This window comes from Streptomyces sp. NPDC046859 (assembly GCF_040645135.1).
Taxonomy (GTDB): domain Bacteria; phylum Actinomycetota; class Actinomycetes; order Streptomycetales; family Streptomycetaceae; genus Streptomyces.
Genome location: NZ_JBEYXR010000030.1, coordinates 1 through 26,040, shown reverse-complemented (window position 1 = coordinate 26,040; position 26,040 = coordinate 1). Strand labels below are relative to the sequence as shown.

24 protein-coding genes and 5 pseudogenes are annotated in these 26,040 nt (G+C 70.2%); 15 read left to right on the top strand and 14 right to left on the bottom strand.

Annotated elements, in window-relative coordinates:
- Window positions 1-4: 4 nt before the first annotated feature.
- Window positions 5-646 carry a TetR family transcriptional regulator gene (locus ABZ899_RS31075; protein WP_361352547.1) on the bottom strand — a complete coding sequence of 214 codons (642 nt, stop codon included), beginning with the start codon at window positions 644-646 and terminating at the stop codon, window positions 5-7.
- 1,136 nt (window positions 647-1,782) lie between these two features.
- Here ABZ899_RS31075 and ABZ899_RS31070 point away from each other — a divergent pair.
- From ABZ899_RS31070 to ABZ899_RS31045, 6 genes are all read left to right on the top strand, one after another.
- Window positions 1,783-2,730, top strand: coding sequence for an ABC transporter substrate-binding protein (locus tag ABZ899_RS31070; protein WP_361352545.1), 948 nt, complete (start codon window positions 1,783-1,785; stop codon window positions 2,728-2,730).
- Window positions 2,731-2,732: 2 nt separating this feature from the next.
- Window positions 2,733-3,698 (top strand): amino acid ABC transporter permease, encoded by a 966-nt coding sequence (locus tag ABZ899_RS31065; protein ID WP_361352542.1) that lies wholly within the window; start codon window positions 2,733-2,735, stop codon window positions 3,696-3,698.
- A gap of 152 nt (window positions 3,699-3,850) precedes the next feature.
- Window positions 3,851-4,603: an amino acid ABC transporter ATP-binding protein gene (locus tag ABZ899_RS31060; RefSeq protein ID WP_361352683.1), complete on the top strand. Its 753-nt coding sequence runs from the start codon at window positions 3,851-3,853 to the stop codon at window positions 4,601-4,603.
- The gene (locus tag ABZ899_RS31055) at window positions 4,600-5,847 is read left to right on the top strand and encodes a M20 family metallopeptidase (RefSeq protein WP_361352540.1); all 1,248 of its coding nucleotides are present in this window, start codon (window positions 4,600-4,602) and stop codon (window positions 5,845-5,847) included. Before ABZ899_RS31060 ends, ABZ899_RS31055 begins: the two co-directional genes overlap by 4 nt.
- Window positions 5,848-5,929: 82 nt before the next feature.
- Window positions 5,930-7,225 (top strand): cyanophycinase, encoded by a 1,296-nt coding sequence (locus tag ABZ899_RS31050; RefSeq protein WP_361352537.1) that lies wholly within the window; start codon window positions 5,930-5,932, stop codon window positions 7,223-7,225.
- Window positions 7,226-7,346: 121 nt separating this feature from the next.
- Window positions 7,347-8,210: a MurR/RpiR family transcriptional regulator gene (locus ABZ899_RS31045; protein WP_361352535.1), complete on the top strand. Its 864-nt coding sequence runs from the start codon at window positions 7,347-7,349 to the stop codon at window positions 8,208-8,210.
- A 116-nt stretch (window positions 8,211-8,326) separates the two neighbouring features.
- Here ABZ899_RS31045 and ABZ899_RS31040 read toward each other — a convergent pair.
- Window positions 8,327-8,542 (bottom strand): annotated as a pseudogene (locus tag ABZ899_RS31040) (sugar phosphate isomerase/epimerase and 4-hydroxyphenylpyruvate domain-containing protein); the annotation flags it as partial.
- On the opposite strand from ABZ899_RS31040, the gene ABZ899_RS31035 reads away from it, so the two are divergent.
- On the top strand, window positions 8,444-8,656 hold the full coding sequence (locus tag ABZ899_RS31035) for a hypothetical protein (protein WP_361352691.1): 213 nt from the start codon (window positions 8,444-8,446) through the stop codon (window positions 8,654-8,656). The pseudogene ABZ899_RS31040 and the gene ABZ899_RS31035 overlap by 99 nt on opposite strands.
- Here ABZ899_RS31035 and ABZ899_RS31030 read toward each other — a convergent pair.
- The 3 genes and pseudogenes from ABZ899_RS31030 to ABZ899_RS31020 form a co-directional block, all read right to left on the bottom strand.
- Window positions 8,657-9,096: pseudogene (locus ABZ899_RS31030) on the bottom strand (VOC family protein).
- Window positions 9,097-9,209: 113 nt separating this feature from the next.
- Complete coding sequence (locus tag ABZ899_RS31025; protein ID WP_361352532.1) at window positions 9,210-9,653, bottom strand: PPOX class F420-dependent oxidoreductase; 444 nt, start codon at window positions 9,651-9,653, stop codon at window positions 9,210-9,212.
- Window positions 9,654-10,185: 532 nt separating this feature from the next.
- Window positions 10,186-10,626 (bottom strand): hypothetical protein, encoded by a 441-nt coding sequence (locus ABZ899_RS31020; protein WP_361352529.1) that lies wholly within the window; start codon window positions 10,624-10,626, stop codon window positions 10,186-10,188.
- A 349-nt stretch (window positions 10,627-10,975) separates the two neighbouring features.
- On the opposite strand from ABZ899_RS31020, the pseudogene ABZ899_RS31015 reads away from it, so the two are divergent.
- The 4 genes and pseudogenes from ABZ899_RS31015 to ABZ899_RS31000 form a co-directional block, all read left to right on the top strand.
- A pseudogene (locus tag ABZ899_RS31015) lies at window positions 10,976-11,816 on the top strand (transposase); the annotation flags it as partial.
- A gap of 106 nt (window positions 11,817-11,922) precedes the next feature.
- Complete coding sequence (locus ABZ899_RS31010; protein WP_361352527.1) at window positions 11,923-12,342, top strand: VOC family protein; 420 nt, start codon at window positions 11,923-11,925, stop codon at window positions 12,340-12,342.
- Window positions 12,343-12,967: 625 nt separating this feature from the next.
- On the top strand, window positions 12,968-13,519 hold the full coding sequence (locus ABZ899_RS31005) for a hypothetical protein (RefSeq protein WP_361352524.1): 552 nt from the start codon (window positions 12,968-12,970) through the stop codon (window positions 13,517-13,519).
- A 772-nt stretch (window positions 13,520-14,291) separates the two neighbouring features.
- On the top strand, window positions 14,292-14,966 hold the full coding sequence (locus ABZ899_RS31000) for an alpha/beta fold hydrolase (RefSeq protein WP_361352522.1): 675 nt from the start codon (window positions 14,292-14,294) through the stop codon (window positions 14,964-14,966).
- A gap of 421 nt (window positions 14,967-15,387) precedes the next feature.
- Here ABZ899_RS31000 and ABZ899_RS30995 read toward each other — a convergent pair whose 3' ends face one another.
- The 4 genes from ABZ899_RS30995 to ABZ899_RS30980 form a co-directional block, all read right to left on the bottom strand.
- Window positions 15,388-15,705 (bottom strand): hypothetical protein, encoded by a 318-nt coding sequence (locus ABZ899_RS30995; protein ID WP_361352519.1) that lies wholly within the window; start codon window positions 15,703-15,705, stop codon window positions 15,388-15,390.
- Complete coding sequence (locus ABZ899_RS30990) at window positions 15,702-16,061, bottom strand: hemerythrin domain-containing protein (RefSeq protein WP_361352516.1); 360 nt, start codon at window positions 16,059-16,061, stop codon at window positions 15,702-15,704. The genes ABZ899_RS30995 and ABZ899_RS30990 overlap by 4 nt, the downstream gene beginning before the upstream one ends.
- A 298-nt stretch (window positions 16,062-16,359) precedes the next feature.
- Window positions 16,360-16,533, bottom strand: a complete 174-nt coding sequence (locus ABZ899_RS30985) for a RecQ family zinc-binding domain-containing protein (RefSeq protein ID WP_361352513.1) — start codon at window positions 16,531-16,533, stop codon at window positions 16,360-16,362.
- Entirely contained in the window at window positions 16,533-16,955 is a 423-nt protein-coding gene (locus ABZ899_RS30980) for a hypothetical protein (protein ID WP_361352510.1), read from the bottom strand. Before ABZ899_RS30980 ends, ABZ899_RS30985 begins: the two co-directional genes overlap by 1 nt.
- Window positions 16,956-17,297: 342 nt before the next feature.
- On the opposite strand from ABZ899_RS30980, the gene ABZ899_RS30975 reads away from it, so the two are divergent.
- The 3 genes from ABZ899_RS30975 (at window position 17,298) to ABZ899_RS30965 (ending at window position 19,802) form a co-directional block, all read left to right on the top strand.
- Window positions 17,298-17,885: a hemerythrin domain-containing protein gene (locus tag ABZ899_RS30975; RefSeq protein ID WP_361352508.1), complete on the top strand. Its 588-nt coding sequence runs from the start codon at window positions 17,298-17,300 to the stop codon at window positions 17,883-17,885.
- A gap of 277 nt (window positions 17,886-18,162) precedes the next feature.
- Window positions 18,163-18,630, top strand: coding sequence for a hypothetical protein (locus ABZ899_RS30970; RefSeq protein ID WP_361352505.1), 468 nt, complete (start codon window positions 18,163-18,165; stop codon window positions 18,628-18,630).
- On the top strand, window positions 18,627-19,802 hold the full coding sequence (locus tag ABZ899_RS30965) for a zinc-dependent alcohol dehydrogenase (RefSeq protein WP_361352502.1): 1,176 nt from the start codon (window positions 18,627-18,629) through the stop codon (window positions 19,800-19,802). Before ABZ899_RS30970 ends, ABZ899_RS30965 begins: the two co-directional genes overlap by 4 nt.
- A 511-nt stretch (window positions 19,803-20,313) precedes the next feature.
- On the opposite strand, the pseudogene ABZ899_RS30960 reads toward ABZ899_RS30965, so the two are convergent.
- From ABZ899_RS30960 to ABZ899_RS30950, 3 genes and pseudogenes are all read right to left on the bottom strand, one after another.
- Window positions 20,314-20,604: pseudogene (locus ABZ899_RS30960) on the bottom strand (hemerythrin domain-containing protein); the annotation flags it as partial.
- Window positions 20,605-21,364: 760 nt separating this feature from the next.
- Entirely contained in the window at window positions 21,365-22,630 is a 1,266-nt protein-coding gene (locus ABZ899_RS30955) for a PP2C family protein-serine/threonine phosphatase (RefSeq protein WP_361352499.1), read from the bottom strand.
- 49 nt (window positions 22,631-22,679) lie between these two features.
- The gene (locus ABZ899_RS30950; protein WP_361352496.1) at window positions 22,680-22,922 is read right to left on the bottom strand and encodes a hypothetical protein; all 243 of its coding nucleotides are present in this window, start codon (window positions 22,920-22,922) and stop codon (window positions 22,680-22,682) included.
- 723 nt (window positions 22,923-23,645) lie between these two features.
- On the opposite strand from ABZ899_RS30950, the gene ABZ899_RS30945 reads away from it, so the two are divergent.
- Window positions 23,646-24,857, top strand: a complete 1,212-nt coding sequence (locus ABZ899_RS30945) for a cytochrome P450 (protein ID WP_361352493.1) — start codon at window positions 23,646-23,648, stop codon at window positions 24,855-24,857.
- A 206-nt stretch (window positions 24,858-25,063) separates the two neighbouring features.
- Here the strand turns inward: ABZ899_RS30945 and ABZ899_RS30940 are convergent.
- Window positions 25,064-25,535: pseudogene (locus ABZ899_RS30940) on the bottom strand (helix-turn-helix domain-containing protein); the annotation flags it as partial.
- Window positions 25,536-25,565: 30 nt separating this feature from the next.
- On the bottom strand, window positions 25,566-25,898 hold the full coding sequence (locus ABZ899_RS30935; RefSeq protein ID WP_361352490.1) for a glyoxalase superfamily protein: 333 nt from the start codon (window positions 25,896-25,898) through the stop codon (window positions 25,566-25,568).
- Window positions 25,899-26,040 lie beyond the last annotated feature (142 nt).

Sequence of the window (26,040 nt, the reverse complement as noted above, 5' to 3'; positions counted from 1 at the left end):
CAGGTCAGGTCTCTCGGTTCAGTGCCCCGATGGCCGCCGCTGTGATGACCTGGGCGGATTCGCGCGGCGATTGGTCGGGCGGCGGCAGCACGATGTGCGACAGGGTGAGGCGCACGATGACGTCGGCGGCCTGATCCGTCCGCGCCTCGTCGAACTGCTGGAAGTGCGCCTGGCACCAGGCCCGCACCATGAGGCGAGCGCCCGTGACCACCGGTTCCGAGCGGGCCGTCAGGTAGGGCAGCAGGGAGTCCGTGCCGGCCCGGGCGGCCTTGACGACCGAGGCGACAAGTACGTTGTCCCGGGCTTCCTGCAGCGCGTACAGAACGGCGGCGGCAAGCGCCTTCGACGCGGTGGGCGCCGGCTGTCGCAGCGCGTGGTCCACACCGGCGAGGAAGCGCTCCGCCTCGCGGTGCACCAGCGCCTGACTCAGCCCGCCGCGGCTGCCGAACTCCTTGTAGACCGTGGGTCGTGACACCTCGGCGCGTGCCGCCACCTGCGACAGGCTCACCGAGTCCCAGCCCTTCTCCGCCGCCATCGCGCGGGCCGCGTCGAGCACGTCGTCCCGCATCCGTCTTGGCCACGCCTCGCGGGGCGGCAGAGGCGTGGAGCCGCGGTCCGTGGCTGCGGTGAACGGCTTTGCCTCCACTGCGTCTCTCCTCGCATCGGGTGCCGGGCAAGGTGCCGATGATGCAATGCCGCGAGGACCTGATGAAGCGTCAGGACATTGACACCGCGTCACCCTGGGCGCCGTTCGGCCGACGTGGCACGCTGGCCGTCGGCGGAACCACCCCCCGTGTCCGCCATGCTGGTAGCGCGCCCCGTACCGCCGCTTGCATCCCGTCGGCGGCGGTACGGGCGCACGTAGCGGGATCCGCTCGTCGCGCAGCGTGCCGGGTGCCCGGTGCCGTCATGCGTATCCTCGTGCGCTGCCGCCGCAGGCGTCGTGCGCGACGGGTGCCGACCTGGCGACCAGCTCTTTCCCCCCGCCCGTGCCGCCGTTCTGGGCGAGCGCGGAAGCGGCCGGTGTCTTGTGCGCCGTGTCCGTCCGGCGCATGTACCGGCACTGGTCGCCGCCCGCGACGTACCCGACCCGGCGGGGCGGAAGTTCGTGGTGTCGGCCCGGGTGCTGTTGCCATCGGCGGCGGGGGTGGGGGTCCAAGTGGTGCGGGAGTTGGTCCCGGCGAGCTTGATGACGTCGTCGCACTCCGTCGTCCTGCCGTCCGAGGGCGGCGCGGAGCCGGCGAGTACGACGGCGTCGAGGGAGTCGATGCCCCGCTGACCGTGGCGACAGTGCCGGCCGGGGAGCCGGCGGTGACCGAGCCGTCGCCGTTCATGGTGAAACGCCGGGCCGTTCCCGTTGTCGTGGTGGGGGTCGCACGCGCCGGCCAACCAAATCCGGTGGACGCGGTCCAGACGGGGGCGGCGGAAGCGAGCGTGGCGGCGAGGGCGGGGGGCGTGACGGTGACCGGGCGGCGCGGCAGGCGTGCGGGCATGGATCCCCCGGGTCGGGGCTTCACGGGTGGGGGAGCGAGGCGCTAGCGGGCGGTACAACCAGGCGACCTTGGCGGCAATATGTATCGCATGCTCGGCTGCAGACGGGGCGCGTGATGTGGAGAAAGCCCAGCTCGCGCCCAGTCCGGTACCAGTGGTCGATGTCCGCGCGTCGCGTTACGCGAACGTAACGTGCGATACATCTAGGCAAGAAGCGAAGCGTTCTGTAATTTCCGGTGTGCGGTCGGCGGCACCTCCGCCGGCCAAGGATTCCGAGAGGCCCGATCCGCCATGAACGCTCGCACAGTCCGCCGCCTGGCGGCCGCCACCGCAGTGACCACCGCCCTGACCGCGCTCACCGCCTGCTCCGGCGATGACGACACCGCACCGGCCGCGAGTGGCAGCGTCACCGTCGCCGGTGTGAAGATCGACAAGGACCCCGCGCTGCACGACGCGCTGCCCGCGGAGATCAAGGACGCGGGCACCGTGAAGGTCGCCACCGATGTGCCGTACCCCCCGTTCGAGATGTACGTCAGGGAGGGCGAGAGCGAGCTGACGGGCCTCGACTACGACCTCGGCCAGGCCATCGGCGCCAAGCTCGGAGTGCGGTTCGCCTTCACCCCGCAGAAGTTCGACGGCATCGTCCCGGCGATCCAGGCCGGCAAGTTCCACGCGGCGATGTCGGCCATCACCGACAACAAGGAGCGGCAGCAGGTCGTCGACTTCGTCGACTACTCGCAGTCCGGCTCCGGCGTTCTCGTCGCCGAGGGCAACCCCGAGAAGATCGCCACTCTCGACGACCTGTGCGGCAGGAAGGTCGCCGTGCAGGCCGCCACCAACCAGCTGGACCTGCTCAAGGAGCACCAGGCGCAGTGCAAGAAGGCCGGTGGCGGCCAGGTCGAGATCCTGACCTTCCCCAAGGACTCCGACGCCCAGCTCGCCCTGCGCTCCGGCAAGGTCGTCGCCCAGCTGCTGACCAAGCCGGCCGCCGGCTGGACCGCCAAGACGGCCGACGACGGCAAGACGTTCGACCTCGTCGAGGACCCGGCCGCACCCGGCGGCTACAACGCCTCGCCCAACGGCATCGCCGTCACCAAGAAGCTGCCCGAGCTGACCGGCGCGATCCAGAAGGCCCTGCAGGCCCTGATCGACGACGGCACGGCCACCAAGATCTTCGAGAAGTACGGCGTCGCCTCCATCGCGGTCAAGGAAGCCACCAAGAACGTGGCGGTCGACTGAACATGGCCACCCTGAAAGCAACCCGGGACGCCGCGCCGCCCGCACCCGCGCGCCCGGCCGACGGCCTCGTCGTCGTGCCGGTGCGCAACTACGGCCGCTGGGTGGCCGCCCTGGCGGCCCTGGCCGCACTCGTCGGACTGGTCGGCTCACTGGCCAAGAACGACAACCTGCACTGGGACATCGTCGGCGACTACCTCTTCGCCGACCTCATCTTCGACGGCCTGTTCACCACCCTGTGGCTGACCGTCGCCGCCATGGTCCTCGGGCTCGCCCTCGGGACGCTGGTCGCGGTCATGCGGCTGTCACCGAGCCCGGTCCTGTACGGCCTCGCCACTTTCTTCGTCTGGATCTTCCGCGGCACCCCGCTGCTCGTACAGATCATCTTCTGGGGCTACGCGGCCGCGCTGTACAAGTACGTGAAGATCGGTGTTCCGTTCACCGACATCACCTTCTTCCAGGCCGAGACCAACTCGCTGCTCACCCCGGCCGTCGCGGCCCTGCTCGCCCTCGGGCTCAACGAGGCCGCCTACGCCTCCGAGATCGTGCGCGCGGGCATCCAGTCCGTCGACCAGGGGCAGACCGAGGCCGCGCACTCGCTCGGTATGCGTCCCGCCCTGACCATGCGCCGGATCGTGCTGCCCCAGGCGATGCGCGTCATCATCCCGCCGATGGGCAACGAGACCATCAACATGCTGAAGATGACCGCCTTGGTCTCGGTCATCTCCGCGCACGACCTGATGTCCAACATCCAGGACGTGTACGCCCAGAACTACCAGGTCATCCCCATGCTGGTGGTGGCGAGCCTGTGGTACCTCGCCCTGGTCACGCTGCTCGGCATCCCGCAGGCATGGCTGGAGCGGCGCTACGGCCGCGGCACCGCCGGCGCCCCGCACGTGTCGCCCCTGCGGCGCCTGCTCGGCACAGCCGCCCGGCCCACTCGCGTGAAGAACAAGGAGGCGGGCCGGTGAGCGCCCCCAAGACGCACGACGGCAGTGCCCCGACCGGGCACGACGGCAGCGCCCTCAAGACGTACGACGGCAGCGCCCCTCAGACGCACGACGGCAGCGCCCCGACCGGCCACGACCAGCGCGCGCCGATGCGGCACGACGAGAGCGTCCCGATGGTGCACGCGGAAGGGGTGCGCAAGCAGTACGGCAAGCTGGAGGTCCTCAAAGGCATCGACCTCACCGTCCGGCGCGGCAGCGTGTGCTGCCTGCTGGGACCGTCCGGCTCGGGCAAGTCCACGTTCCTGCGCTGCATCAACCACCTCGAGAAGGTCGACGGCGGCAGACTCACCGTGGACGGCGAGCTCGTCGGCTACCGGCAGCACGGCGGCAAGCTGCACGAGCTGAGGGAACGGGAGGTCGCCGAGCGGCGCCGTGACATCGGGATGGTGTTCCAGCGCTTCAACCTCTTCCCGCACATGACCGCCCTGGAGAATGTCATCGAGGCACCCGTACGGGTCGCCCGGGTGCCCAGGGCGCAGGCCCGCGAGGAGGCGGGGCACCTGCTGGAACGGGTCGGCCTCGCCGACCGCGCCGGCCACTACCCCGCGCAGCTCTCCGGCGGACAGCAGCAGCGCGTGGCCATCGCCAGGGCGCTTGCCATGAAGCCCAAGCTGATGCTGTTCGACGAGCCGACATCGGCCCTCGACCCGGAGCTCGTCGGCGATGTCCTCGACGTGATGCGCCGGCTGGCTGACGACGGGATGACGATGGTCGTCGTCACCCACGAGATCGGCTTCGCCCGCGAGGTCGGCGACACGGCCGTCTTCATGGACGAAGGCGTGATCGTCGAGGCCGGCGACCCGCGCCAGGTCCTGGTCGCCCCTGAGCAGAAGCGCACCCGCGCGTTCCTGTCGAAGGTCCTGTGAGCGCCCCCTCGCGGCAGCGGCCCCGCCCCGCCGACCTGCTCGGCCCGGCCCGCAGCCGTCTGCCGCAGTACCTGCACGACCTCGCCGAACTCGTGGCCATCGACTCGGGCTCCTACAGCCCCGGCGGTGTCAACGCCGTAGCCGACTGGGTGCAGACGCGCCTGACGTCGCTCGGCTTCGCCGTCGAGCGGATCCGGCCGCCCCGCGCCGACGGCCCCGGTGCCGATGACGTCCGCACGGGCGACGTGCTGGTCGCCCGCAAGGCGGGCCGCCTCGCCGAGGCGGACGGCGGGCGCCGGGTCCTGCTGGCCGCCCACATGGACACCGTCTTCGAGGACGGCACCGCCGCCGAGCGGCCCTTCACCCTCACCGGCACCCGTGCGCACGGGCCCGGCGTCAGCGACGACAAAGGCGGCCTGCTGGCCGGCCTGACCGCGCTGGAACTCCTTCGGGAGCAAGAGGCGCAGGACTACGCGGAGTTGGTGTTCCTCGCCACCCCCGACGAGGAGATCGGCTCCCCGGCCAGCCGCGGGATCACCGAGGACGTCGCCCGGGGTGTGCACTACGCCCTGGGCCTGGAGTGCGCGCGGGAGAACGGGGACCTGGTGCTCGCCCGCAAGGGTGTCGCCGACTTCCGGCTCATCGTCACCGGACGCGCCGCCCACGCCGGCATCGAGCCCGAGCGGGGCGCCAACGCCGCCCTGGCCGCCGCACACCTCGTGGTAGCCCTGCAGGCCCTCAACGGGCGTTGGGACGACGTCACCGTCAATGTCGGTGTCGTCAGGGCGGGCCACCGCCCCAACATCGTCTGCCCCGAGGCCGAACTCCGCCTGGAGGTACGCGCGGTCACCGCCGCCGGTCTGAGCCGGGTCAGGCGGGCCATCGAGGCCACCGCCGCCTGCCCGGCCGTCCCCGGCACGACCGTCACCGTCGAACAGCTCGACGACTGCCCTCCGATGGAGGCGACCGCGGCATCGCACCGCATGCTGGCCGCGGCCGAACAGGCGGCAACCGCGCTCGGCTTCTCCCTCGGTGCCACGGCCACCGGCGGCGTCGGCGACGCCAACCTGATCGCGGGCACCGGTGTCCCCGTCCTGGACGGTCTCGGCCCCGTCGGCGGCGCCGACCACAGCCCTCAGGAGTGGCTGGACACGGCGAGCGTGCCCGAGCGCGTCGCCCTGCTGGCCGCGCTGGTCATGTCCCTCGGTGACCACAGCGGCGACAGCAGCGACAGGAGTGCCTGACCACCGGGCCCCGGCCGCGTCGCGGTCCGGCCGGTGGCCCGGTTTCCCCCTCGACCCTCCGATCACCTCCCGAGGAGACACCATGCGCGATCGTTCCCTGCTCGGCCGGCGCCACTTTGTCGCCGGGGCCACCGCCCTCGTACTGACCCTCACCGCCGCGCCCGCGGCTCAGGCGACCGTCCGCGCCGGCAGCGCACCGCGGACGGGTTCCCTGGTCCTGATGGGCGGCGGGCTCGCGCCCGACAACACGCAGGTGTACGGCGAGATCATCGAGCGGGCCGGCGGATCTCGCGCCCGCATCGGTGTCCTCACCGCCGCGTCCGTCCCCGAGAGCCAGGACCCGCACGCCGACGACCCCGAGAAGTGCAGCAACTCGGCCTGCAACGGCGCCTATTACGCCGGACTGTTCAAGAAGCACGGCGCGGCCGACGCCGAATGGATCCCCGTCGACCTGGACCACGTCGCCAACGCCGACTCGGACGCCGTGGTCGACCAGATCAACTCCATGACCGGGTTCTTCTTCGGTGGTGGCGACCAGTACCGGTACGTCACCACCCTCCTGCACGGCGCCCGGCACACCGATTCCAAGGTGCTTGCCGCCGTCCGCGCCAAGCTCGCCGACGGCGCGGTCGTCGCCGGCACCTCCGCGGGCGCACAGATCGCCGCCGGCCCCGACATGGTCACCGGCGGCGAGTCCTACCAGGCGCTGCGGGACGGCAGCGCCGCCGGCTACTTCGACGACGCCACCCGGCTCGGCTACCTCCCCGACGGCGGATTCGGCTTCCTGCGCTCCGGCCTCGTCGACACCCACACCGGCGCCTTGGGCAGGGAGGGCCGGGCGCTGCGCCTGGCCGCGGACACCGGCCACGACCGCGTCTACGCCCTGCAGGAGAACAGCGCACTCGTCGTCGACAACCCGGGAACGCTCCAGGAGACCACGACCGTCCTCGGCAGCAACGGCGTGGGCATCCTCGACCTGCGCGACGCCCGCGCCCGCACCACACCCGACGGCTGGACCCTCACCCGCGCCCGCTACACCCACCTCACCAACGGCGACCGCTACGACGCCCACCACTGGTCCGCACACCCGGCCCCCGGCAAGCGCCCCCTGATCGCCCGCACGACGTCCCCCGTGCCCGCCAACGACGACGTCTTCTACTCGATCGACAACCCCTCAGGGGTCCCGTACTCCTTCCTGGGCACGGCCCAGGCACTCGCCGAGACCAGGAACCAGCGCACCGCCACGGCCACCACCTACGAGAGCAAGCCCCGCTTCACCGTCACCTTCACCAAGCAGCCCGGCTTCACGGCCTGGACCAGCGACGGCACCACGGCGCAGACGCTCGTCGGACTGCGCATCGACGTCGCACCCCGGTGACGTGACCGACTCCAGCCCGCGCTCGGTGGCCGGGACCGGCAGGTACCTGCGACCGGTCCCGGCCGCCCCTGCGGGCATTAGGCTCGGCACCGGCGCACCGCGTGATCCGAAAGGAGCCCTCATGGCCTCCGGCACACTTGCCGACGACATTCGCCTCAAGCTGGGTACCCTCAGCCCCGCCGAGCGGAAGGTCGCGAGGGTGCTGCTGGCCGCCTACCCCGCCGCCGGCTTCGAGACCGTCGCCACCATCGCCGAACGCGCCGCCGTCAGCGCCCCCACCGTGCTGCGTTTTGCCGCTCGCCTCGGCTACAGCGGATTCCCCGAGTTCCAGGCCGCCCTGCGCGCCGAGCTGGACCAGCGCAACGCCTCGCCGCTGTCGCTGTACGAGGACGCGGAGGACACCTCGGGTGACGACTCGGCGGCAGGCCTCATGGCCCGCAGCAGCAAGCTGTTCACCACCGCCGTGGCCCAGACCCTGGCCGAGACCCCGCCGCACGACCTGGAGCGGGCCGTGGCGCTGCTGTCCGATCCCAAGCGCCGGATCACCCTGGTCGGAGGCCGGTTCACGCACCTGCTCGCCCAGTACCTCGGCCTGCACCTGATGCAACTGCGAGACGACGTCCACGTCCTGCCCGAACGCGACGTGGAACGGGCCGCCGCCCTGGCCCGGCTGGGCCGCCGCGACGTCCTCGTCGTCTTCGACTACCGGCGCTACGAGGACGACAAGGTGGCCCTCGCCCAGCTCACCCAGGAACGCGGCGGCAAGGTCGTCGTCTTCACCGACACCTGGCTCTCACCCACCAGCGCGCACGCCGAGGTCGTCCTGCCCAGCCAGGTCACCACCCCGTCCCCGTACGACAGCCTGGTGCCGACGCTCGCGGTCATCGAGACGGTCGTCGCCGGCCTCCTCACCACCCTCGGCGACGATGCGCACCAGCACATGCGGCACACCGAAGACGTCGCCCGCCGCGCCGGGCTGGTGTGACCGACGGCCGTCGCCGGTGTGACTCGTACCGTGAGCCGTGAGCCGTGAGCCGTGAGCCGTGAGCCGTGAGCCGTGAGCCGTGAGCCGTGAGCCGTCAGCCGTCAGCCGTCAGTAAGTCAGTGCGCCGTGTGCTGTGCGGCCAGCCGCACGGGGGCGTTGGGCGCGCCGTGGCCGCGGTAGCCGTCGCGCTGGACGATTTCGAAGAAGACCCGGCCGTCGGTCAGGGTGTAGCAGTGCAGGAACTCGCCGTGCGGGTCGCGGTCGTAGAGGATGCCGAGTTCGCGGTACGTCTCCAGTTCGTCGTCCGCCGGCTCGTACCGCGCGGCCAGGTCGTGTCGCCGGTTGTGGCCGCGATCTCCGCCCGCGAGACAGCCGCCCTCCCGACGGAGCGGCTCGGCGAGCCCGCGCCGCGCGAGTCCGGGCAGCCGGAGCGGGTGACGGCCTGATCAGGCGCAGCGCGCCGGGCCGTTGGACCAGGCCCGCCGGCACAGCACGAGCAGGGACCCGTCCGGGTCCTCCAGGGTGACCTGCCGCTCGGTCCACTAGGGGGTTGGAAGGACAGCACCTTTTGTCCTTCCCCACTTCTCCAAGGGGCGACCAGGTCGTCCGGCACGGGCCGTCCACGTAGGAGACCCACCCAGGAGGTCCTCCTCGGTGGGCCGCGGCTCGACCGGCCGCGCGGGCTCGCGGACCAGCGCCAGATGCCAGCCGGCGTCCGGCCACCCGGGCATCAGCGGATCGTGCGCACAGGGTCCCGGCCCGCTCGCGCCGCGCCCTACGACGCTCCGGCCCAGCCCTTCGGTCCAGAACCGCTCCGCCGCCGCCAGGTCTCGCGCCAGGGGCGGGCGACGCGGATGTGACCGCGGCCGTCGATCCGGACGACGATCTCCGCGCCAGTTCCTCGACGGCCCGACGACCGCGCAGCATGGACTGCGGCGACGGGCGCGGCCATCGGCCGTCCGCCCTGGGGCACGGAGTCCTACGCCCCCGGGTGGTCCGTCAGTCGGCGGCCCTCGGAATGCCGTATACCCGCTCGACTCGCAGCCGCAGGACCAGTCGCCGATCGCGCACCATGGCGGCCCGGAAGTCGTCCCAGTCGGGGTGCTCGCCCTGGACATCCCGGTAGAGGCGCACGAGTTCCTCGACCGTGGCGTCGGAGGGGTCCCCGGCCACCGGCGTCAGCTCCGCGGTGCCCTCGGCGACCGCGTAGGCCCACCGGTCGGCGGTCGTGACGTGGTATGACGCCCGGGGGTCGCGGCGCAGATTGCGGGTCTTGGCGCGGCTCTCGGTGAGGGACACGCGGATGACGTCCTCGCCCGGGTAGTAGGCGTGGGTGACGTTCGACAGCTGCGGCCGACCGTCGCGCTTGAGGGTGACCAGCACCCCGCCGTGGCCCTCGGAGAGCAGCGCGCGCAGCGCGTGGTGCGTGGCGTCCTGAGTCATGTATCCCTCAACCCCGTGGCGTGGCCCGCCCATTCCCGGGCTCGACTCGCGTGAGAAGTGGAAGGGTCACCGCGTGATCATCAAGGGTTGTGTGGACTACTTAGCAGAGCAGCCATCCCTGCTCTTGTCCGAGGATGTCGGCTCACCGACAACCAGCGCCGGGCGCCGAGCCCCGTAAGGGCTCCAACGTGTCGATCATCAAGCGCTCGGGGGCACCCGGGAGCTCCCATCACGTTCATGGCGTGTCCCGGCCACCGGCCGGTCCCGAGCTCAAAGACGGCCTGGAACGGCGTCAACGTCTACGGCGCGTCCCACATCGTCGTCAAGAACGTGGAGGCCAGGGGCAACAACGCCGCCCTGTCCCTGGTCGGCGCCGAACGCTCGCCGAGCAGGACGGACCCCACACATACAAGACCGACTGCATAACCGTGGAGAAGAACCGGAAGTCCGGCTCGTTGCGGCGGTGTTGCCGCTGCGGGACCTGTCGGCGCAGCCGACCCCCCGGTGGCCGACCACGTCGGTAGCCGTCAGGTCAGGGGCACAGGCCCGTGTCCGAGTTGCAGTAGATGTCGATCGAACCGCTCCAGGTCATGCACTGGCCGGGCTCTGGAAGGTCCTTGTACACCGGTCCGGCATAGGTCGTGTAGGAACCGGCGTCCCTCGCCGGGTGGTCGCCGGTCGGCCAGGTGTCCAGCGTCACCTCCATGAACACGCGGGCGCCGGGCTTGTTGCGCACCGTCACAGCGCACCACTGCTTGTCGGCGGAGCTGTAGGCCACATAGGTGGTGGCGGCCACAGTGGTCTGCGAGGACTTGATCGGCGTCGACGTGAAGACCTCGTACCCGGCGCCGCACGCCCCGTTGTAAGCGCCGGCCGTGGTGGCCGATGCCGGCGTCGTTGCGGCGAGCGTGCCGCCCAGGGCCAGGACGGCAAGGGCGCCGGCGGTGGCTGCCTTGTGGCGGATCGACTTCATGGTGTTCCCCCTGGTGGTGTCGTGACGGGCGGGCCGGTCGTGGCCGTCCACGCCAAGTCAGACAGGAGAGGCCCGTTGAGAGTTGTGGGCGCTTTTGTCGCGGTCCTGTCACCGGTGTGACGGGAAGCCGTTACGCCAAGGGCATCTTGTTTGCGGGCTCGTATGCCCGTCACCCGTCCGTCCGCCGCAATCGCTGACGTGCTGAGCACCGACCCCGTAGCCATCCGTGAGCAATCCTGAAGATCTGTGGATCGAGCTCGGGGAGCACGCGAAGGGCGTACCTTCCCGAGTGGATCGACTGATGGTCATCGAGTTGGCCGGTGTTCCAGCCCGGTCGGGAAGGCGGCCCGTGCTCAGCGTAGTCAACGACGACGGCACCACCGCCGACGGCTCCGCCCTGATCGACCAGATGGTCCGGGAAGGCGCAAGAAGGACGCCGGCCGCCCTGCTGAGAGAGGAAGTCGAGGCCCCCGGAGTCGAATTGACCGACCAGCGCGACGAGAACGGCCGACGGCTCGTGGTCCGTAGCGGCTACCACCGGCCCAGGAGGGTCACCACCGCGGTCGGCGCCGTCGAGGTGAAGGCGCCGCGGGTGGACGACAAGTGCGTCGACTACGCCACTGGCGAGCGCAAGTGGTTCTCCTCCGCGATCCTTCCCCCGTGGTGCCGCAAGTCCTCGAAGATCAGCGAGGTGCCGCCGCTGCTCTGCCTGCACGGCGTGTCCTCCGGCGACTTCGTACCCTCGCTGGAGCAATCCTTCGGCAGCTCGGCCGGATTGTCCCCGGCCACGGTCACCTGGCTGACGACGCATAGGCAGGCAGACCACGCCGCGTCCATGAACCGCGACCTCGCGGAGATCGATCACGTGTACACGTGGGCCGACGACCTCCACCTCAACGCCGGCCTGGATGAGGCCAAAGCCTGCGTCCTGGCGCTCACCGGGGTGCGCACCGACGGCTCCAAGGAACTGGTCGCGCTCAGGGACGGCTACCGCGAATCGCTCGAGTCCTGGATGGACCTGCTCCGCAGCTGCGCCCGCCGGGGCCTGCGCGCCCCGGCGCTCGGTCGGCGACGGCGCCTTGGGCTTCCGGAAGGCCCTGGCCGAGGTGTTCCCCGCCACCCGCGAGCAGCGGAGCTGGGTTCACAAAACGGCCAACGTCCCGGACGCCATGCCGAAGTCGAGTCCGCCCAGGCCCGTCGGCGAGCGGTGAACACGCCCCACCTCTTCGCCCTCGTCCGCGCCAGAGCCTGCTTCGAACGCGGCCAGCGCGTCGAACGCCCCGGGGCGGTCTCCGCATGAGCCAGCCGTCGCACGGCATGCTGCATCACGTCGAGCTGTGGGTGCCGGACCTCCATCGTGCGCTCGCCTCACTCGGCTGGCTGCTGCAGGCGCTGGGGTACGCCCTCTACCAAAGCTGGGAAGGCGGACGCAGCTGGCGGCTCGGGCCGACCTACCTGGTCATCGAGCAGTCGCCGGCCCTCACCGCCGAAGAGCACGACCGCTGCCGCCCAGGGCTGAACCATCTGGCCTTCCACGTCGAAGACGCCACCACGGTCGAGAAGCTCGTGGCCGACGCCGCCCAGCACGGCTGGCACCTGATGTTCCCCGAGCGGCATCCTTACGCTGGCGGCAGACAGCACTACGCCGCCTACCTGGAGAATGACGACGGCTTCGAAGTCAAACTCGTCGCAATCAACTCACCAGGCCGAAAGTGAGATCAATCGATTCACGGTCTTGACGTTCACTCGCATTCGGACGCGCATGCGCCCTGGCGTCGAGGTGACTTCGGTGGCTGAATCCCCGGGTTCGAGCTCAACATGGCAGTAGGGGCGTGGATCCCGCCAAGGCGCGGTCCGACCTCAGTTGCTTTCGGCCACGCTGAACTCGGCCTGCAGGCACGCGGCAACCTATCGCAGCCGCGCCGCCCTTGCCGTCGCTGCGGCCTGCCGCGTCGGCGCAGGGCAGGCAGTCCCCGGCGCACTCGTACAGCTTGTCGACCGCCTCGGCCAGAATCTTGGGCGGCATCCCGGTCTCGGCGGGGCAGCCGTCGAGCAGCCTGCCGACCAAGGACATGGCGTCTCCGCACATCACGGGCGGGGTCGGAACTATCCGTTTAGCGTGATGCGCGCGACGCGAGCCCACGCCTGCGCTCGCCACCCACTCCGACGGTGAGCAGCACGCTGCGGATCTCGCCGATACTTGGCGCGGTTCTGTGCCGGGTCCGGGTGTGGGAGAGGCAGAGGACACGGTGGGGGCCTCTCCGCGCACGTGCGGCCACCGGGAGGCCGACTGCCGCGGGGCCAGTGGGTGAAGGCGGTCGTACCGGGTACTCGCCAGGGCATGATCAAGCGCGCACTGTGGCAGGGCCTGCTCGCCGGTACCGTCGGAGGCGTCGTGATGACCCTCGGGGAGAAGATCGAGCAGGCCGTCACCGGCCGACCCGATTCCCATGTGCCGGCGCGTGTACTGCAGCGGCTGATCGGCCTGCCCGAACACCCCGGCCCTCAGCCGCTGCCGGTCAACTGGGGCATGCACTACGGCCAGGCCGCCCTCCTCGGTGTCCTCCGCTCGATCATGGCCCAGGCCGGACTGCGTGGACCAGTCGCCTCCGCCAAGTTCGCCGTCGTCCGCCTCACCAACGACCAGATCCTGGAGAACGCGACCGGCGTCGGCGCCCCGCCGCAGACCTGGCCCCGCAAGGAACTCGTCGTGGACCTGCTGAACAAGGCCGTTTACGCCTTCGCCACGGGTGCCGTCGCCGACGCCTTGGCCGCCCGCGGCGGCCCGGGCCCCGGACAGCGCCACGCCGCCGCCCGCCCCGGCCGCCACGCCCACGCCGGACCCCTGCCCCGCAGTCATGCCTACGGGGCTGGCGTCCGACGGTCCGAGTGACTGCGTTCAGAGCCAGCTCGCCGTTGCCCGGGTCGGGATCGTGCTGCCTGTCGGGATGTAGCCGCGCCGCCCTGGTCGCATAGTCACCTCAGATGCTGCCGGAAAAGTGAGGATGAACCGGACCTTCTCTTCCCGGGCAGCCACATCGTCGTATGGGGGTCGCCGCTCCCGGGTTGCGGGTGCAGGGGTGCCGGCATATACGCCCGCCGGGAAGGCCCGGCCGTCCCGGTCATGCACACTCCCGATACGGCTGACGGCCGTCAGAGCCCGCTGGAAGAGGTCACCGGGGGAAAGGGAAGCTCATCCTGAGGAGGACGACAACCGTCAGGAGACCCGCCTCCACGATGGCTGACGAGACGACCGAGACGCCCGAGGAAGACGAGAGCTGGTTGCCACACCATGACCGCAATGGTTAACGCCGCTCCCGCGCTGCTGCGTCGTGCGCTCCCGGCATGGAATGCGGTCACCATCAGAGCGCGGGGCGCCGACGTGCTGAGAACAGTGGCCCCGTCAGCCAGGCCCACTTCCGGCGCGGACCCGTCTTCGAGGGATGGGGCCAGCCAAACCTACCGCGTCGCATCCACGAAAGGTGTCATGACTTCTTCGTCCGTCTTTCGATACGCGCCGGTCTGCTGCTGGTCGACACGGGTACGCGACTGTCGTCCCCTCGCTCGGTGTGGCTGAGCAGGCTGTGCGGTCGGTAGCCCCGCGTGAAGGGCGCGTCGCGGGTCTGTACACCCTGCGCTTGGGACCCTGGCCACCGAGTGAAGCCGTGGTCGTCATGGTCCACGGACTCGGGCTGTCGGGTCGTTACTTCACCCCTCTCGCCCGGTTGCTGGCGGCCGCGGGGCGCACCGTGCTGGTACCAGACCTGCCAGGAAACGTACGCTCGCGGCGGGCCGTCCGGCGCCCCCTCGGCATCGAGGAAACGCTGGAAGCGTTGCTGCGCTGGCGGACCGCCGCAGCGATCGGTCCTTGTGTCCTGGTGGCCAACTCGGTCGGCTGCCAGGTGACCGCGGCGCTCGCAGCCCAGCACCCTCGGCTGGTGGAGCGGATGGTGCTCATCGGCCCTGCACTCGACGTCACGGCGTTGTCGCCGGTGCGGCAACTGCTGCGGCTGTTGAGTGATGTGCCGAAGGAACCGCTGTCCCTCCTCGGTGTGGCCGCCGCGGACTACCTCGTCACTGGAGCGACCCGGTTCGTTGCGGGGTTCCATTACGCACGACAGGACGCGTCCGGCCCGTTCGAGGCGCACCTGCGTCGGGTTGAGGCGCCGACCCTGGTGCTGAGAGGTTCCGACGACCGGGTGGCCCCCCAGCTCTGGGCCGAGCGGGTGGCCGCGGACCTGCCTCAGGGCCGACTCGCCGTGGTGCCCCGCGCAGCCCACGCGGTGCACTTCAGTCGGCCCGACGCCACAGCCCGACAGATTCTGCAGTTCCTGCTATGAAGAATTCCGGTATGGACGCGTATCACCGCCCGGATCGCTCTGCCCGACGATCTGGGCGGTGCACGCATGGGCCGAGGACAGTAACCCGCCCCCGGTGGTTCAGCGGTTCAGGAGCATGACAAGGATGGCGGTCGCCACCGCGCTGATGAGGAGGGAACCGAGGCAGCCGACGCGGTTGCTGAAGAAGAACATGACCCCCGGTTACCCCTCTTCATGCAATACGATCGCAGTCCTTCGAGCGCGATCCACGACAGGGGATCGGCTCAGGCATTGCGTCCGAAGCCGCAACGCCCGGCGCTCACCCGCTGTCACCGCACCCCACGGCACCAGGACCTTCCCGACCGGGCGGGTGCCGAGATCCAGAACGCCGTCGACGGCCTGTCCGCGCGCCCTTCGGCCCTCAGCGCCGCATCAGGTTGGTTCAACGTCGTCTGCGGCGCATCGCCACGGCCGCGACCAACACCAGAGCCCCGGCGAGCCCGGTGAACACCTTCTTGGCAGGGGCCATGGACGTGTTCAGTCCGCAGGCGTCGCGCATCCGGTCGTAGAGACCGAGCGGCACACCCAGGACCGCGTTGCCGGGCGGGCGCCGCGGGATGACGGGGTGGGGGTGGGTGGGCGCGCTGCGGCGCACCATGTCCCATGCCGCGCCGAGCCGGCGCAGCTGGGCAGCGGGCAACGCTTCCTGCAGCCGGGGCAGCACCAGGTCCTCCTCGTCGCGGATGTCCTGCCGTATCAAGGCGAAGACCCGCCGTACGCCTCCTCACGCTCAGGAGAACCCGGACTCAGGCGTTCGATGTCGGCGACAAGATCGTTGATCTGCAGGTGTTCCTCCTCGACCCGCGAGGTCAACTCGTGCCCGTCCTCGACCGAGCGCCGGACGGCCGGCCACAGAACGGTCTCCTCGGCGAAGGCATGGCTGAAGACCAGTTGGACGGTCTGCTGCAGGACCTGTTCGCGCTCCTCGCTGTCCGTCAGGGACTGATAGCGGTCCATCAACCTGTCCATCTCGGCATGATCACGGCGTTGCCGCGCCAGCACGCTGCCCGGACCGCCCAGTCGCTCAACCGTCTGCTCCCTGATCGTCTTCGGCATGGATCTCTCCTCTGCCCAGACCGGCCGCAATGCCTTTCCGCCCCAGCGGCCGCGGACGGTGTCCGGTGGCGGGTACCCCGACGCAGCGCGGCACACGGTTGTGGTGTCTTCGCCTGCTGCTCGGTGCGGTCCGGTCGCCGGTGCATCAGGTGCCGATCAGCAAGTCGCCCTCCTGTACTGCTGTCGGGGAAAGCGTCTTGTAGCCGACCTGCTCGGACAGCACGACGAGGCGGTCCTCCTCCGTGCGCATCACGGTGCCCGCACCCCACGCCGCGTCCGCGCACCCGGTTGTTCGTCCCTAGGACCCGCGCCCGGGCGGGGGAGCGGCGTCCCGGTGCCCGGCCCCGGTGGCGTGGTGCTCGTCCTCGCGGGCGTATACGTCACACTGCCCGCACTGTGTGTCCAACTGCTCGCCGAAGGAGCCCAGAAGGTGCTGGCGGTGGCAGATGGGCGTCTCGGCGTACCCGCGCATCATCTCGATGCTCGATGCTCGATGCTCGATGCTCGATGCTCGATGCTCGATGCTCGAGCGGTCGAGCGGTCGAGCGGTCGAGCGGTCGAGCGGTCGAGCGGTCGAGCGGTCGAGCGGTCGACGCGGAGCCGCCGCTCGAACACCGTGCCGCCTCTTCCGTGGCCTCGTCTGCCGACGGCCGGGCGGAGCCCGGACCGCGCGGCGCCTGCCCTCGACGGCCACCGCTCCCGCGATTCCAGCAGGTTCATCAGATCGCTGGTCTTCCGGCGCGACAGGCCGCACAGCTGCGTGGTCCTGCTACGACTGCGTGTAGCGTCCTGACCGAGCAGCGTGGTCATGATCCGGCGCAGTGCGTCGGTGTCCAGGGCTCGGGCCGTGAGGAGCTTCTGCAATCCCAGGTCCTTGGGCCGGTAGAACAGCATCGCGCGGGCCGGCTCCCCCCGAACCGTTTCCGGGCGACGTGGCGTAGCTCGGCGATCCGGTCCTCCACGCCCATCGCGACGCCCCTTCATGGCCCGGCATTCCGGAGACCCGCCCCGGGTACCCCCGCCGGGTGTCCCCACCGGGTGGTAGGCCGTGATGCGGAGCGGCGCGCGGCTCCCGTGCGACGTCAAGATCCCGACTGCTCGCCCTGGGTGATCGCCTGCGCCGTTCGGCCCTGTGCGGTCGTGGCCGCCCGTCACCAGGGAGAACCTGGACGAAGCCCAGGGCCCGCTGTCCGCGGGCCGACGCAGCTTCGGGACTGCACCGCAAGGGAGAATGTCTTGACCGACGCCATGCCCCGCCTCGACGACGCCGGCGAGCACGACGACGTCGTGGCACTGCTGATGCAGCAGCACAACCACATCCGTGATCTCTTCGCCGAGATCGAGAACGCCACTGCCGACGACCGGGCGGAGGCATTCCACAGGCTCGTCCGCCTGCTGGCCGTCCACGAGACAGCCGAGGAGGAGGTGGTCCACCCCGCAGCCCGCCGTCTCCTGCAGGACGGCGAGCTGGTGGTCGACGACCGTCTCGAGGAGGAGAGGGCCGCGAAGGAGCAGCTGAGCCGACTCGATGACATGGACCCCCACGACCCCGGGTTCATGCCCGCCTTGCGGAAACTGCGCGCGGACGTGCTCCAGCACGCGGCTTCGGAGGAACAGCACGAGTTCCCCGGCCTGCGCGAGAAGGCCGGAGCCCGACAGCTCGCCATGATGGCCACGGCTGTCCGTGCTGCCGAGGCGGTGGCACCCACCCGCCCGCATCCGGGAGCGGAGACGGCGGCGGAGAATGTCGCCGTCGGACCCGTGGCAGCAGTGATCGACCGGACTCGTGACGCCCTCCGCAAGGCGATGGGCAAGAGCAGTTGATCAGGTCTGGACAGAATGGCCCACCCCGGCCCGCGCCTGAGCAGCTCAGTGCCGCGCTGGTCCCCGACACGGTCGGCGGCCAGCGGATCGGCATGATGTCAGCATCGGACGCCTGCGAGATTCCGAACCCGAGCGGGGGTACTCGCCACGCACCGCGACGCGCTCCGAGAGAGAAGGCTCACCGTGACCGCGTGCACCCGTGCTCCCCTCTGCAGGGCCTGATCGCCCGGGGTGCTGCTCACCCGTCGTACCTGATCATCCGAGGATGTGACCGTCCATGACGCTCCGGAAATCACTATGGGCAGCCGCCGCGGGACTCACCGCGGGCGCCGTCGTCGCCCTACGGCGCTCGAAGGCACGTCCGGCGGATCCGGCCGCCGCCGACCGCTGGCTGACGGTGACGATCAACCGTTCACCTGCCGACATCCAGGCCGACAAGCTGCCGACGCCGTTGCAGAGGTACGGCGACCGGATCCAGACGCGGATCCGCCCCGCACCCGGCGACCGGGGCACCGAAGTTGCGGTGCGCCTGAAGGACATGCCGTCGGCCGCCTCGTCCGTGCCCGCACGGCTCGCAGGCCAGGATCCGCGTCAGGACCTGCGCCGTTCCCTGCGCGAAGCGAAGGCGCTGCTGGAGGCGGGGGAGGTCCTGCTGCCGGATGCACCGCCCACCACCCATGACACACCCGGCGGGAAGCTCGTCGGTCTGTTGAGTCGCCGCGCGCGCGGGGAGGGAGTGCTGTGAAGGCGCTGTGCTGGGAAGGTGTCAACAAGCTCGCCGTGGAGCAGGTGCCGGATCCCGTCGTGCGCAACGAGCAGGACGTGATCGTGCGGCTCATCGCCGGCACCACCTGCGGCTCGGACCTCCATCTCATCGGCGGATACGTCCCCTTCATGCGGTCCGGGGACGTCATCGGTCACGAGTTCCTGGGGGAGGTCGTCGAGGTGGGCGCCGGGGTACGCCGCCACAAGGTCGGGGACCGGGTGGTGGTCTGCTCGTTCGTCGGCTGCGGGCGCTGCTGGTACTGCGCCCACGACCTGTGGTCGCTGTGCGACAACACCAACACCAACCCCGGCATCGGCCAGGCCCTCTTCGGCGCGGAGACCGGCGGCATCTTCGGCTACTCGCACGCCATGGGCGGACTGCGCGGCAGCCACGCCGAGTACGTACGCGTCCCCTTCGCCGACTACGGCGCCTTCCCCGTGCCGGAGGGCATCGACGACACCAGCGCCCTGTTCGTCTCCGACTCGGTCCCCACGGGATGGATGGGCGCGGACCTGGGGGGCGTGAAGCCGGGTGACGTGGTGGCCGTATGGGGCTGCGGGGCCGTGGGGCAGATGGCGGCGCGCGCTGCCATCCTGCTGGGCGCAGAACGCGTGATCTCCATCGACCGGATTCCCGAGCGCCTGCAGATGACCGAGCGGCACATCGGCAGCGAGGTCATCGACTACACGAGCACCGACATCGGGGAGGAGTTGCGCGAGCGCACCGGCGGCCGAGGCCCCGACGTGTGCATCGAGGCGGTCGGCATGGAAGCTCACAGCGACAGCCCCGTCCACCTCTACGACAAGGCCAAGCAGCAGCTCCGGCTCCAGACCGACCGTCCCACCGCCGTACGGCAGGCCATCCACGCCTGCCGCAAGGGCGGCACAGTGTTCATCCTCGGCGTCTTCGTCGGGGTGGTCGACAAGTTCCCCCTGGGCGCGGTGATCAACAAGGGCCTGACCGTGCGGGGCGCCCAGCAGCACGGCCAGCGCTACATCCCGATGCTGCTGGACCGGCTGGCGGCCGGAGAGCTGAGCACGGCCCATCTGGCGACCCATACCGTGCCCCTGGACGAGGCGCCGCGGGCCTACGACATGTTCAAGGAGAAGAACGACGGCTGCGTGCGTGCGGTGATCCGGCCGGGCGGCTGACCGCGTCCGCCGCGGGCGGCCACTGTCCGTCTGCGCCGGAGGGGATCCGGTCCACTATGAGCGCGACGCCATGCCGCCCCGGTTCCGGCTGTCGGGGCGGGTTGTGAATGCTGGGCCACCTGGAGCGTGAGCCCAGGGGCTGGCGCGGTGATCGACGACATCCGCGCGGAGTCCGTGTATCCGGCACGTCTGCTGTTGGTGCGGGTGCCGATCGCCAGTCGTGGTCTGCGTCGGTCTGGCCTCCGCTGCCTCCTACGACGAGCTCGGCGAGGGCCTGCTGGCGTGGTACCGCGCCAGCAGGCCCTCGCCGAGCGATGTTGCGCTCGGACGCCCCACGCTTCGATCGCTCGGTGGTGGTCAGAGACTCACTTCTGACGCCGGCCCGTTGCAGCCCTGCCTCGTGACGCGGCTGCTGTAGCGTTCGGCGCGTTACCGGCTGCGGCCCCTGGAGACTGGTCTCGTTTCGCCCTTGGCGATCTTGAGGTCGGCCGACTTGACGACTTCCTGTTGGTCAGTCCTTTCCCATGGCCTTGCGGACGGCGTCCTTCGTGCGGTCCATGAGGGCGGCCACCGGACCGAGGGCCACGTTGGCGGTGGCCGACTCGGAGTGCGGCCGGGTGGGAGCCATCGCCTCGGCGGCTTTGACGGCCTTGACCATGGTGGCGAGGTGGGTGACGTCGGTGCTGCGGGGGGTGTGGGCGAACTCGTATCGTTCCTCCGTCCTGGCGTGTTCCTGCACCTCGGTGCGCAGTTGCAGCAGCCGGGGCATGAACTTGGGGTCGTCGGTGTCCATGTCGTCCAGGGTGTTCGTGCGCCTCGCGGACGTAGCCGGCGCCGAGTGTCGTGAGGTCCAGCTGGGTATCCAGCGGTTCGCGCAGGTACTGCTTGTCCGGCTCGATAGTGAGCACGTTCGAGGCCTGATCCAGGACCACCTGCAACACGGTGGGGAGACGGCAGCCCACTCCGGCCCTGGAACAACCCGACGGGGGGTCTCGCGCGACACCCCCACCACCGCCGGGGCACGTATCAGCCACCCCCGAGAGGGTTACCGATCAACGTCTTCGTCGCTGCTCACCGGCGCGTGAGTGACGCTCAAAGGCGGCCGCGCGTCGCCGTGCTCATCCCACCGCCACCCCGCCGCCCAGCAGGCCATATTCGAGGCACTGCTCGGCCCGGCTCGGACGGTTCACCCGCTACGGGTGCCGCCGCACCGTCCCGTCCGGATCCTGGCCGATTGGTTCCGGTAGTGGCCGCCCCAACGCCCAGTCGATCAGGGCCTCGGCGACCGCGTGCAGCCTGACGTCGGTGCGCTGGGGATACCTCGAGCAGCGCCGCGAACCCGGCCGTCGGCGCAATCCGCTGGGTCGCGGGCAGAACGCTTATGGCCGCCTGGTCCACTGTCGCGCGGGAGCCGACAGCATGTTGTAACTGCGCGTTCTCCAGCTCCAGGTCGGCGATAGCGGCGTCGCTACGCCTTGCACCAGGCGAGGGCCGCTGCGTGCGGGAGGTCGTCCTCGACTGGTCTCCATAGGGAGCGAGGTCTCCGGTACGCCTGCCCACCATCACATCGGCAGGACGCGCTCGCCGTGGCCTGAAGAAGGACCGCTCTCAGGAGGGGCTGAGGAGTAGGCCGTCGTTGCCGCGGGGTCGGGGTTCGGTCCGGCCGGCCGGCTGCGATTGCTGTGCCAGTCCAGTATGAGCACCGTGGCGTCGTCCTCGAGGTTGCCATTGCAGGCGTCGAGCACCGCGGCGGTCAGGCTCCGGACGGCTTCCCGTGGGTGCAGTGCGCGGGTGGCGTGAACGACCGAGCCCAGGTCGACGGCCGCGGCACCGCGCTCCTGCATGCCGTCGGTGAGCAGGACCAGGCGGTCCCCGGGACGCAGCTGTAGTTGCTGTAGGCGGTAGGGGGTGGGGGCTGCCACACCGAAGGGCAGGTTGACGGCGAGTTTCACCTCTTCGACGGCGTTGTCACGCAGCAGCAGCGGCCGGGGGTGGCCGGCGTTGACCAGTTCGCACAAACCCGTTTCGAGGTCGACGCACAGCAGCTGTCCGGTGGCCAGGCCGCTGCTGTGGCTCAGCAGGGCCTGATGGGCGTGGTGGGCCTGCTTGAGGGCGTCGCAGCCGCTGCGGCGTGCCTTGCGCAGCGCGCTGACCAGCAAGGTGGCAAGCAGCGCGGAGTTGGTGTCGTGGCCCATGGCGTCGGTGATGGACAGGTGCAGGGTGTCGCGGTCGAGGGTGTAGTCGTAGGTGTCGCCACCGATGTCGTCGGCCGGTACCAGCCCGGCGGCCAGAGTGAACTGGGCAGCCTCGCAGCAGGAGGCCGAGGGAAGCAGCTGGTGCTGGATCTCCGCGGCCAGGCTGGTGTCGGTGGTGCGCCGGCCCAGGTGGTACAGGTCGGTGAAGCGCCCGTCTGTGACGATGATGTAGGCCAGGGTGTGGGCTGCGTCGCGGACCTGTCGCAGCACGATGTCGTCCGCGGCCTGCAGGGTCACCTCCAGGACGCCGATGCAGTCGCCCCGGTTGGTGACCGGCGTGATGACGCGCCATCCGCCCTGGCCGTCCGGTTCCACATGCTGGCGCTGGCTCTGCAACACGCTGTCGTAGACGCTGTTCCGCAGGTCGATGAGCTCGCCAGGGTCGGCGACCTCGTTGCCGGCCGCGGCGAGGCGTACCAGCCGCTGGCCGATGAGGTCGACGAACAGGAAGGACACGGCCTCGGCACCGAACCGCTTCTGCAGGTCGTGTGCCACCACGTCGACGGACTCACCGGGCGGGGCCGCTTCGGCGGCAGCCAGCAACTCGCCCAGTTCCAGATCTCCACCCTTCACAGCAACCTCCTTGCGGTTGCCGCACCTTCTTCCCCGAGTCTGCGCAACATCACAATTCTGTCCATTTTTCCTGGTCCGAGCGGCGTGCCAGATCGGTGCGAGCACGTCCCGCACCCATCAGGCCATGTTCGTCGGTGATCGTGCGGGCGGTGCGTCGGCGGACCTGGGACGCAGAGGAAACAGCATGTCGACTGCAGCTCGGGATCGCCTTGCCATTGACCGAGTAGTGCCGCTGGCCGTCGAGCTCCAGAACCACGCGCACCCCGTGGGGCAGCAGCAGGAGAAAGTCCATACGCTGCCTCGCCAAAGGACGGGGCGTGGCTCGGGCCTTTGCGGTGTAGGGGTCGTGGTGGCGATGCACCCGGGGAACAGGCAGAGCGAGCCTTCCGCCTCGGAAGTACAGCGCCGCGTATGTGGGGGACAGGACCTTCTCCGGCGGGCAGGCAAGCGATTCTGCAAGCCGTTCGCACAGACGCCCGGAGCCTGCCGCCTGATCACCGGACCCGGCGGGGTTCGTCGCCTGCCACCAGCTAACGAGCTCTGCCCATGACGGGCCGACGGCGGCGCCGAGAGGCCGGGTGTACGTAAGGCACTACTGGGCGTTGCGCACGATGTCGAGGCTCCGCCAGTTCTTGAGGTGGACGATGTCGTGTTCGACCCGGATGCGGCGTGAGGAGTGGGCTTGCACTGTCGTTCGTGCATCAATGCCACCCGCAGGACATCGCGCTACTGCGCCCACTCACCTGTCACCCCCGCTCCCTGCCCCGGGCCCGGGCGCTGGCCGCTCTGCGACTGCTGGATGCACTGTCCTACGACGAACAAATGCCGTTCGCTGGCGACCCCGACTCCCTGGTCCGCAGCACCGCCGACCGCGCGCTGCCGCGCAGGTCCCAGAAGTCGAAATCGGGGAGCCCGGTGACATCGCGCCCCGTACGGGGACTGCAGGGCGCGTATTCGATCCATCCAAAGTCGACGAAACCGTCCCGTCCCTCGGCGAAATCCCTAGCATCTGACAATGCGCACAACTCCTACACTGCTGCGGGCCTTTCGTCCGTCTGTCCAAGAGCGTCTCTACGACTTCTACGACGAGCTGCGAAGTGCCGACGACCTCTTCTTCGACCGCCATCTGGACGCCTGGATCGCGACCTCGCACGCACTGGTCAGCAGCGCCGCGGCCGATCCGAGGCTGTCGTCGGTGCGCTACCCCGACATCGGTGCCGTCGCCGAGGAACTGCGCCCGCTGGCGAGAGTCCTGAGTCGGCAGATGCTCTACAGCGACGCTCCCGACCACACCCGGCTGCGCTCCCTGATCGGCAAGTCCTTCACACCACGGGCGGTGGCGTCGCTGCGCCCCAGGATCGAGGAAACAGTCGACCGGCTCCTCCTGCAGGCCGCGCCCACTGGCCGAATGGACGTCATGGCCGACCTGGCCCGTCCTCTGCCTCTCACCGTGATCTGCGACCTGATCGGCGTGCCCGAGCAGGACCGCCCCGCCCTCGCCGCGTGGTCGGCCCCGATCGCCGAGGCCATCGGCAACTCCAGCCTCGACGCCGACGCCCATCGCACGGCCTCGCAGAGCATGGCGTCCACACTCGACTACCTCCGCACCCTCCTCTCACACCAGGACACCTCCACTCCGCACACCCTGGGCCGACTGCTGACCACACAGGCGCAACAAACCGACCAGGACCTCGACGAACTCCTCGCCAACTGCGCCCTGCTCCTCATCGCCGGCCACGAGACCACCACCCACTTCATCGGCAACTCGACCCTCGCTCTGCTGCGCCACCCGCACGCCGCCGACCAGTTGCGCAAGCGCCCCGATCTGATGCCCGCCGCCGTTGAGGAACTTCTGCGCTACGACGCCCCCGTGCATCTGCTGCTCCGACGAGCACGCCATGACCTCGAGTTGGCGGGACGCACCATCGCTGCGGGGCAGACCGTGCTCCTTGTGTGCGGCGCCGCCAACCGAGACCCCGCCGCCTTTCAGGACCCTCACGTTCTAGATCTCGAACGGTCCGGAACACGGCACATCGCGTTCGGACACGGTCCTCACTTCTGCCTCGGCGCGGCGTTGGCCCGGCTTGAAGGCGAGGTCGCGCTCGGCGCACTGCTCACCAGGTTCCCCGACCTTCGCCTCGACGGCCCTGAACCGCAGTGGCAGCGCAGTCTCAACTTCCGTGGCCTCACGCGCCTGGACGTCAGCTTCACCCCGGCAGGTGGATGAGCGCAGCACGGGCCGCAGGACTATTCGCCGAGGCGCCTGCGCACGACCGTGACCACGCGGCGCATCCAGCAGCCGTCCCGCCGGGACCAGCTGCTCCCGCCGTCCGCCGCAGCGTTGGGTCGTCCAGCCTCTGGCTCGCTCGGGCGTGCCTGGAGGCGCAGCGGCCCACGTGCAGCGCTTCGGCGGCGGTGCACCGGTCGACGGGAGTGCCTGACCCCGTGCGGGCGGGTGTGGGTCGCTCGCCTGCGGGGCCTCGGCTCCCGGTCGGGATCTTGAGGTGTTCGACGCGGGCCTTCTTGTCGGCGTCGTCGCGGTCGCGGGGGGTCTTCCAGGTCTTGATGCGTTGAAACGACACGCCCTCCTCGCGGAGCAGGATCCGAAGGCCCTCGTGGCTAAGGTCGTCGCCCCTCGGCGACCAGGAAGTCGGCCGGCTTGGCCAGGCTCTAGGTCGAGAACGGCAGACCGTGCTCGGCCGGCCTGGCCTTGGCGATCTTCTTGATCTCGCGCCGCTCGGGCAGGGTGAATGTCAGTCCTGGGCCGACCGCCCTTGTCCCTCGGGTAGAGGGAGGCGAAGCCGTCGGCGTTGAAGTTGTGGATCACATCCGGACCCGGTCCGCGCTGGTGCGCTGCCCTCGCCTCATCGATCTCGCGGACGCGTACTCGCTCAGCCACCGGCACAGCTTCCCTGCCGCGCGCTGTCGGCGATGGTCATACCGTCGGCGTGCCGATGCGCAGCCGGTTGCCATCAGGGTCGCGCAGCTCGATCTCACGCGCCCACGGGGCATCCTCCACCTGGACACCGACCTCGGAGGCGATGGCCTCGACATCACGAACGCGGAGGTAGACCAACGTGTCAGGGCGGGCATCGCCCTTGTGCTCCGACAAGAACAACCGCACCCCGCCCCGGGCGACCTCGACGAACGCGGGAAGTCCCGCTTCGAAGCGGTGTTCCCACTGCTTGGCGAAGCCCAGCCGCTCGTACCAGGCGACCGCCGCCGCAGCGTCCTCGACGCGAAGAATGGGAATGACTTCTTCGTCCATGGAGTCATCGTCGCAGACGGAGCAGGGCGAACGTTGCCTGATGCCGTACTAGTGTCCTGCGCCGGTAGTCCGTCGTTAGATCTCGTATGAGTTCTTCTGCCGGGGTGCCGGTGCCGCGTCGTGGTCCGAAGTTGGAACCGCT

Coding starts and splice junctions, on each gene's coding strand:
- ABZ899_RS31070 (WP_361352545.1), top strand. CDS start 1,783: ATGAACGCTCGCACAGTCCGCCGCCTGGCGGCCGCCACCGCAGTGACC.
- ABZ899_RS31065 (WP_361352542.1), top strand. CDS start 2,733: ATGGCCACCCTGAAAGCAACCCGGGACGCCGCGCCGCCCGCACCCGCG.
- ABZ899_RS31060 (WP_361352683.1), top strand. CDS start 3,851: ATGGTGCACGCGGAAGGGGTGCGCAAGCAGTACGGCAAGCTGGAGGTC.
- ABZ899_RS31050 (WP_361352537.1), top strand. CDS start 5,930: ATGCGCGATCGTTCCCTGCTCGGCCGGCGCCACTTTGTCGCCGGGGCC.
- ABZ899_RS31045 (WP_361352535.1), top strand. CDS start 7,347: ATGGCCTCCGGCACACTTGCCGACGACATTCGCCTCAAGCTGGGTACC.
- ABZ899_RS31025 (WP_361352532.1), bottom strand. CDS start 9,653: ATGACTCAGGACGCCACGCACCACGCGCTGCGCGCGCTGCTCTCCGAG.
- ABZ899_RS31020 (WP_361352529.1), bottom strand. CDS start 10,626: ATGAAGTCGATCCGCCACAAGGCAGCCACCGCCGGCGCCCTTGCCGTC.
- ABZ899_RS31010 (WP_361352527.1), top strand. CDS start 11,923: ATGAGCCAGCCGTCGCACGGCATGCTGCATCACGTCGAGCTGTGGGTG.
- ABZ899_RS31005 (WP_361352524.1), top strand. CDS start 12,968: ATGATCAAGCGCGCACTGTGGCAGGGCCTGCTCGCCGGTACCGTCGGA.
- ABZ899_RS30990 (WP_361352516.1), bottom strand. CDS start 16,061: ATGCCGAAGACGATCAGGGAGCAGACGGTTGAGCGACTGGGCGGTCCG.
- ABZ899_RS30985 (WP_361352513.1), bottom strand. CDS start 16,533: ATGCGCGGGTACGCCGAGACGCCCATCTGCCACCGCCAGCACCTTCTG.
- ABZ899_RS30980 (WP_361352510.1), bottom strand. CDS start 16,955: ATGCTGTTCTACCGGCCCAAGGACCTGGGATTGCAGAAGCTCCTCACG.
- ABZ899_RS30970 (WP_361352505.1), top strand. CDS start 18,163: ATGACGCTCCGGAAATCACTATGGGCAGCCGCCGCGGGACTCACCGCG.
- ABZ899_RS30950 (WP_361352496.1), bottom strand. CDS start 22,922: ATGGACTTTCTCCTGCTGCTGCCCCACGGGGTGCGCGTGGTTCTGGAG.
- ABZ899_RS30945 (WP_361352493.1), top strand. CDS start 23,646: ATGCGCACAACTCCTACACTGCTGCGGGCCTTTCGTCCGTCTGTCCAA.
- ABZ899_RS30935 (WP_361352490.1), bottom strand. CDS start 25,898: ATGGACGAAGAAGTCATTCCCATTCTTCGCGTCGAGGACGCTGCGGCG.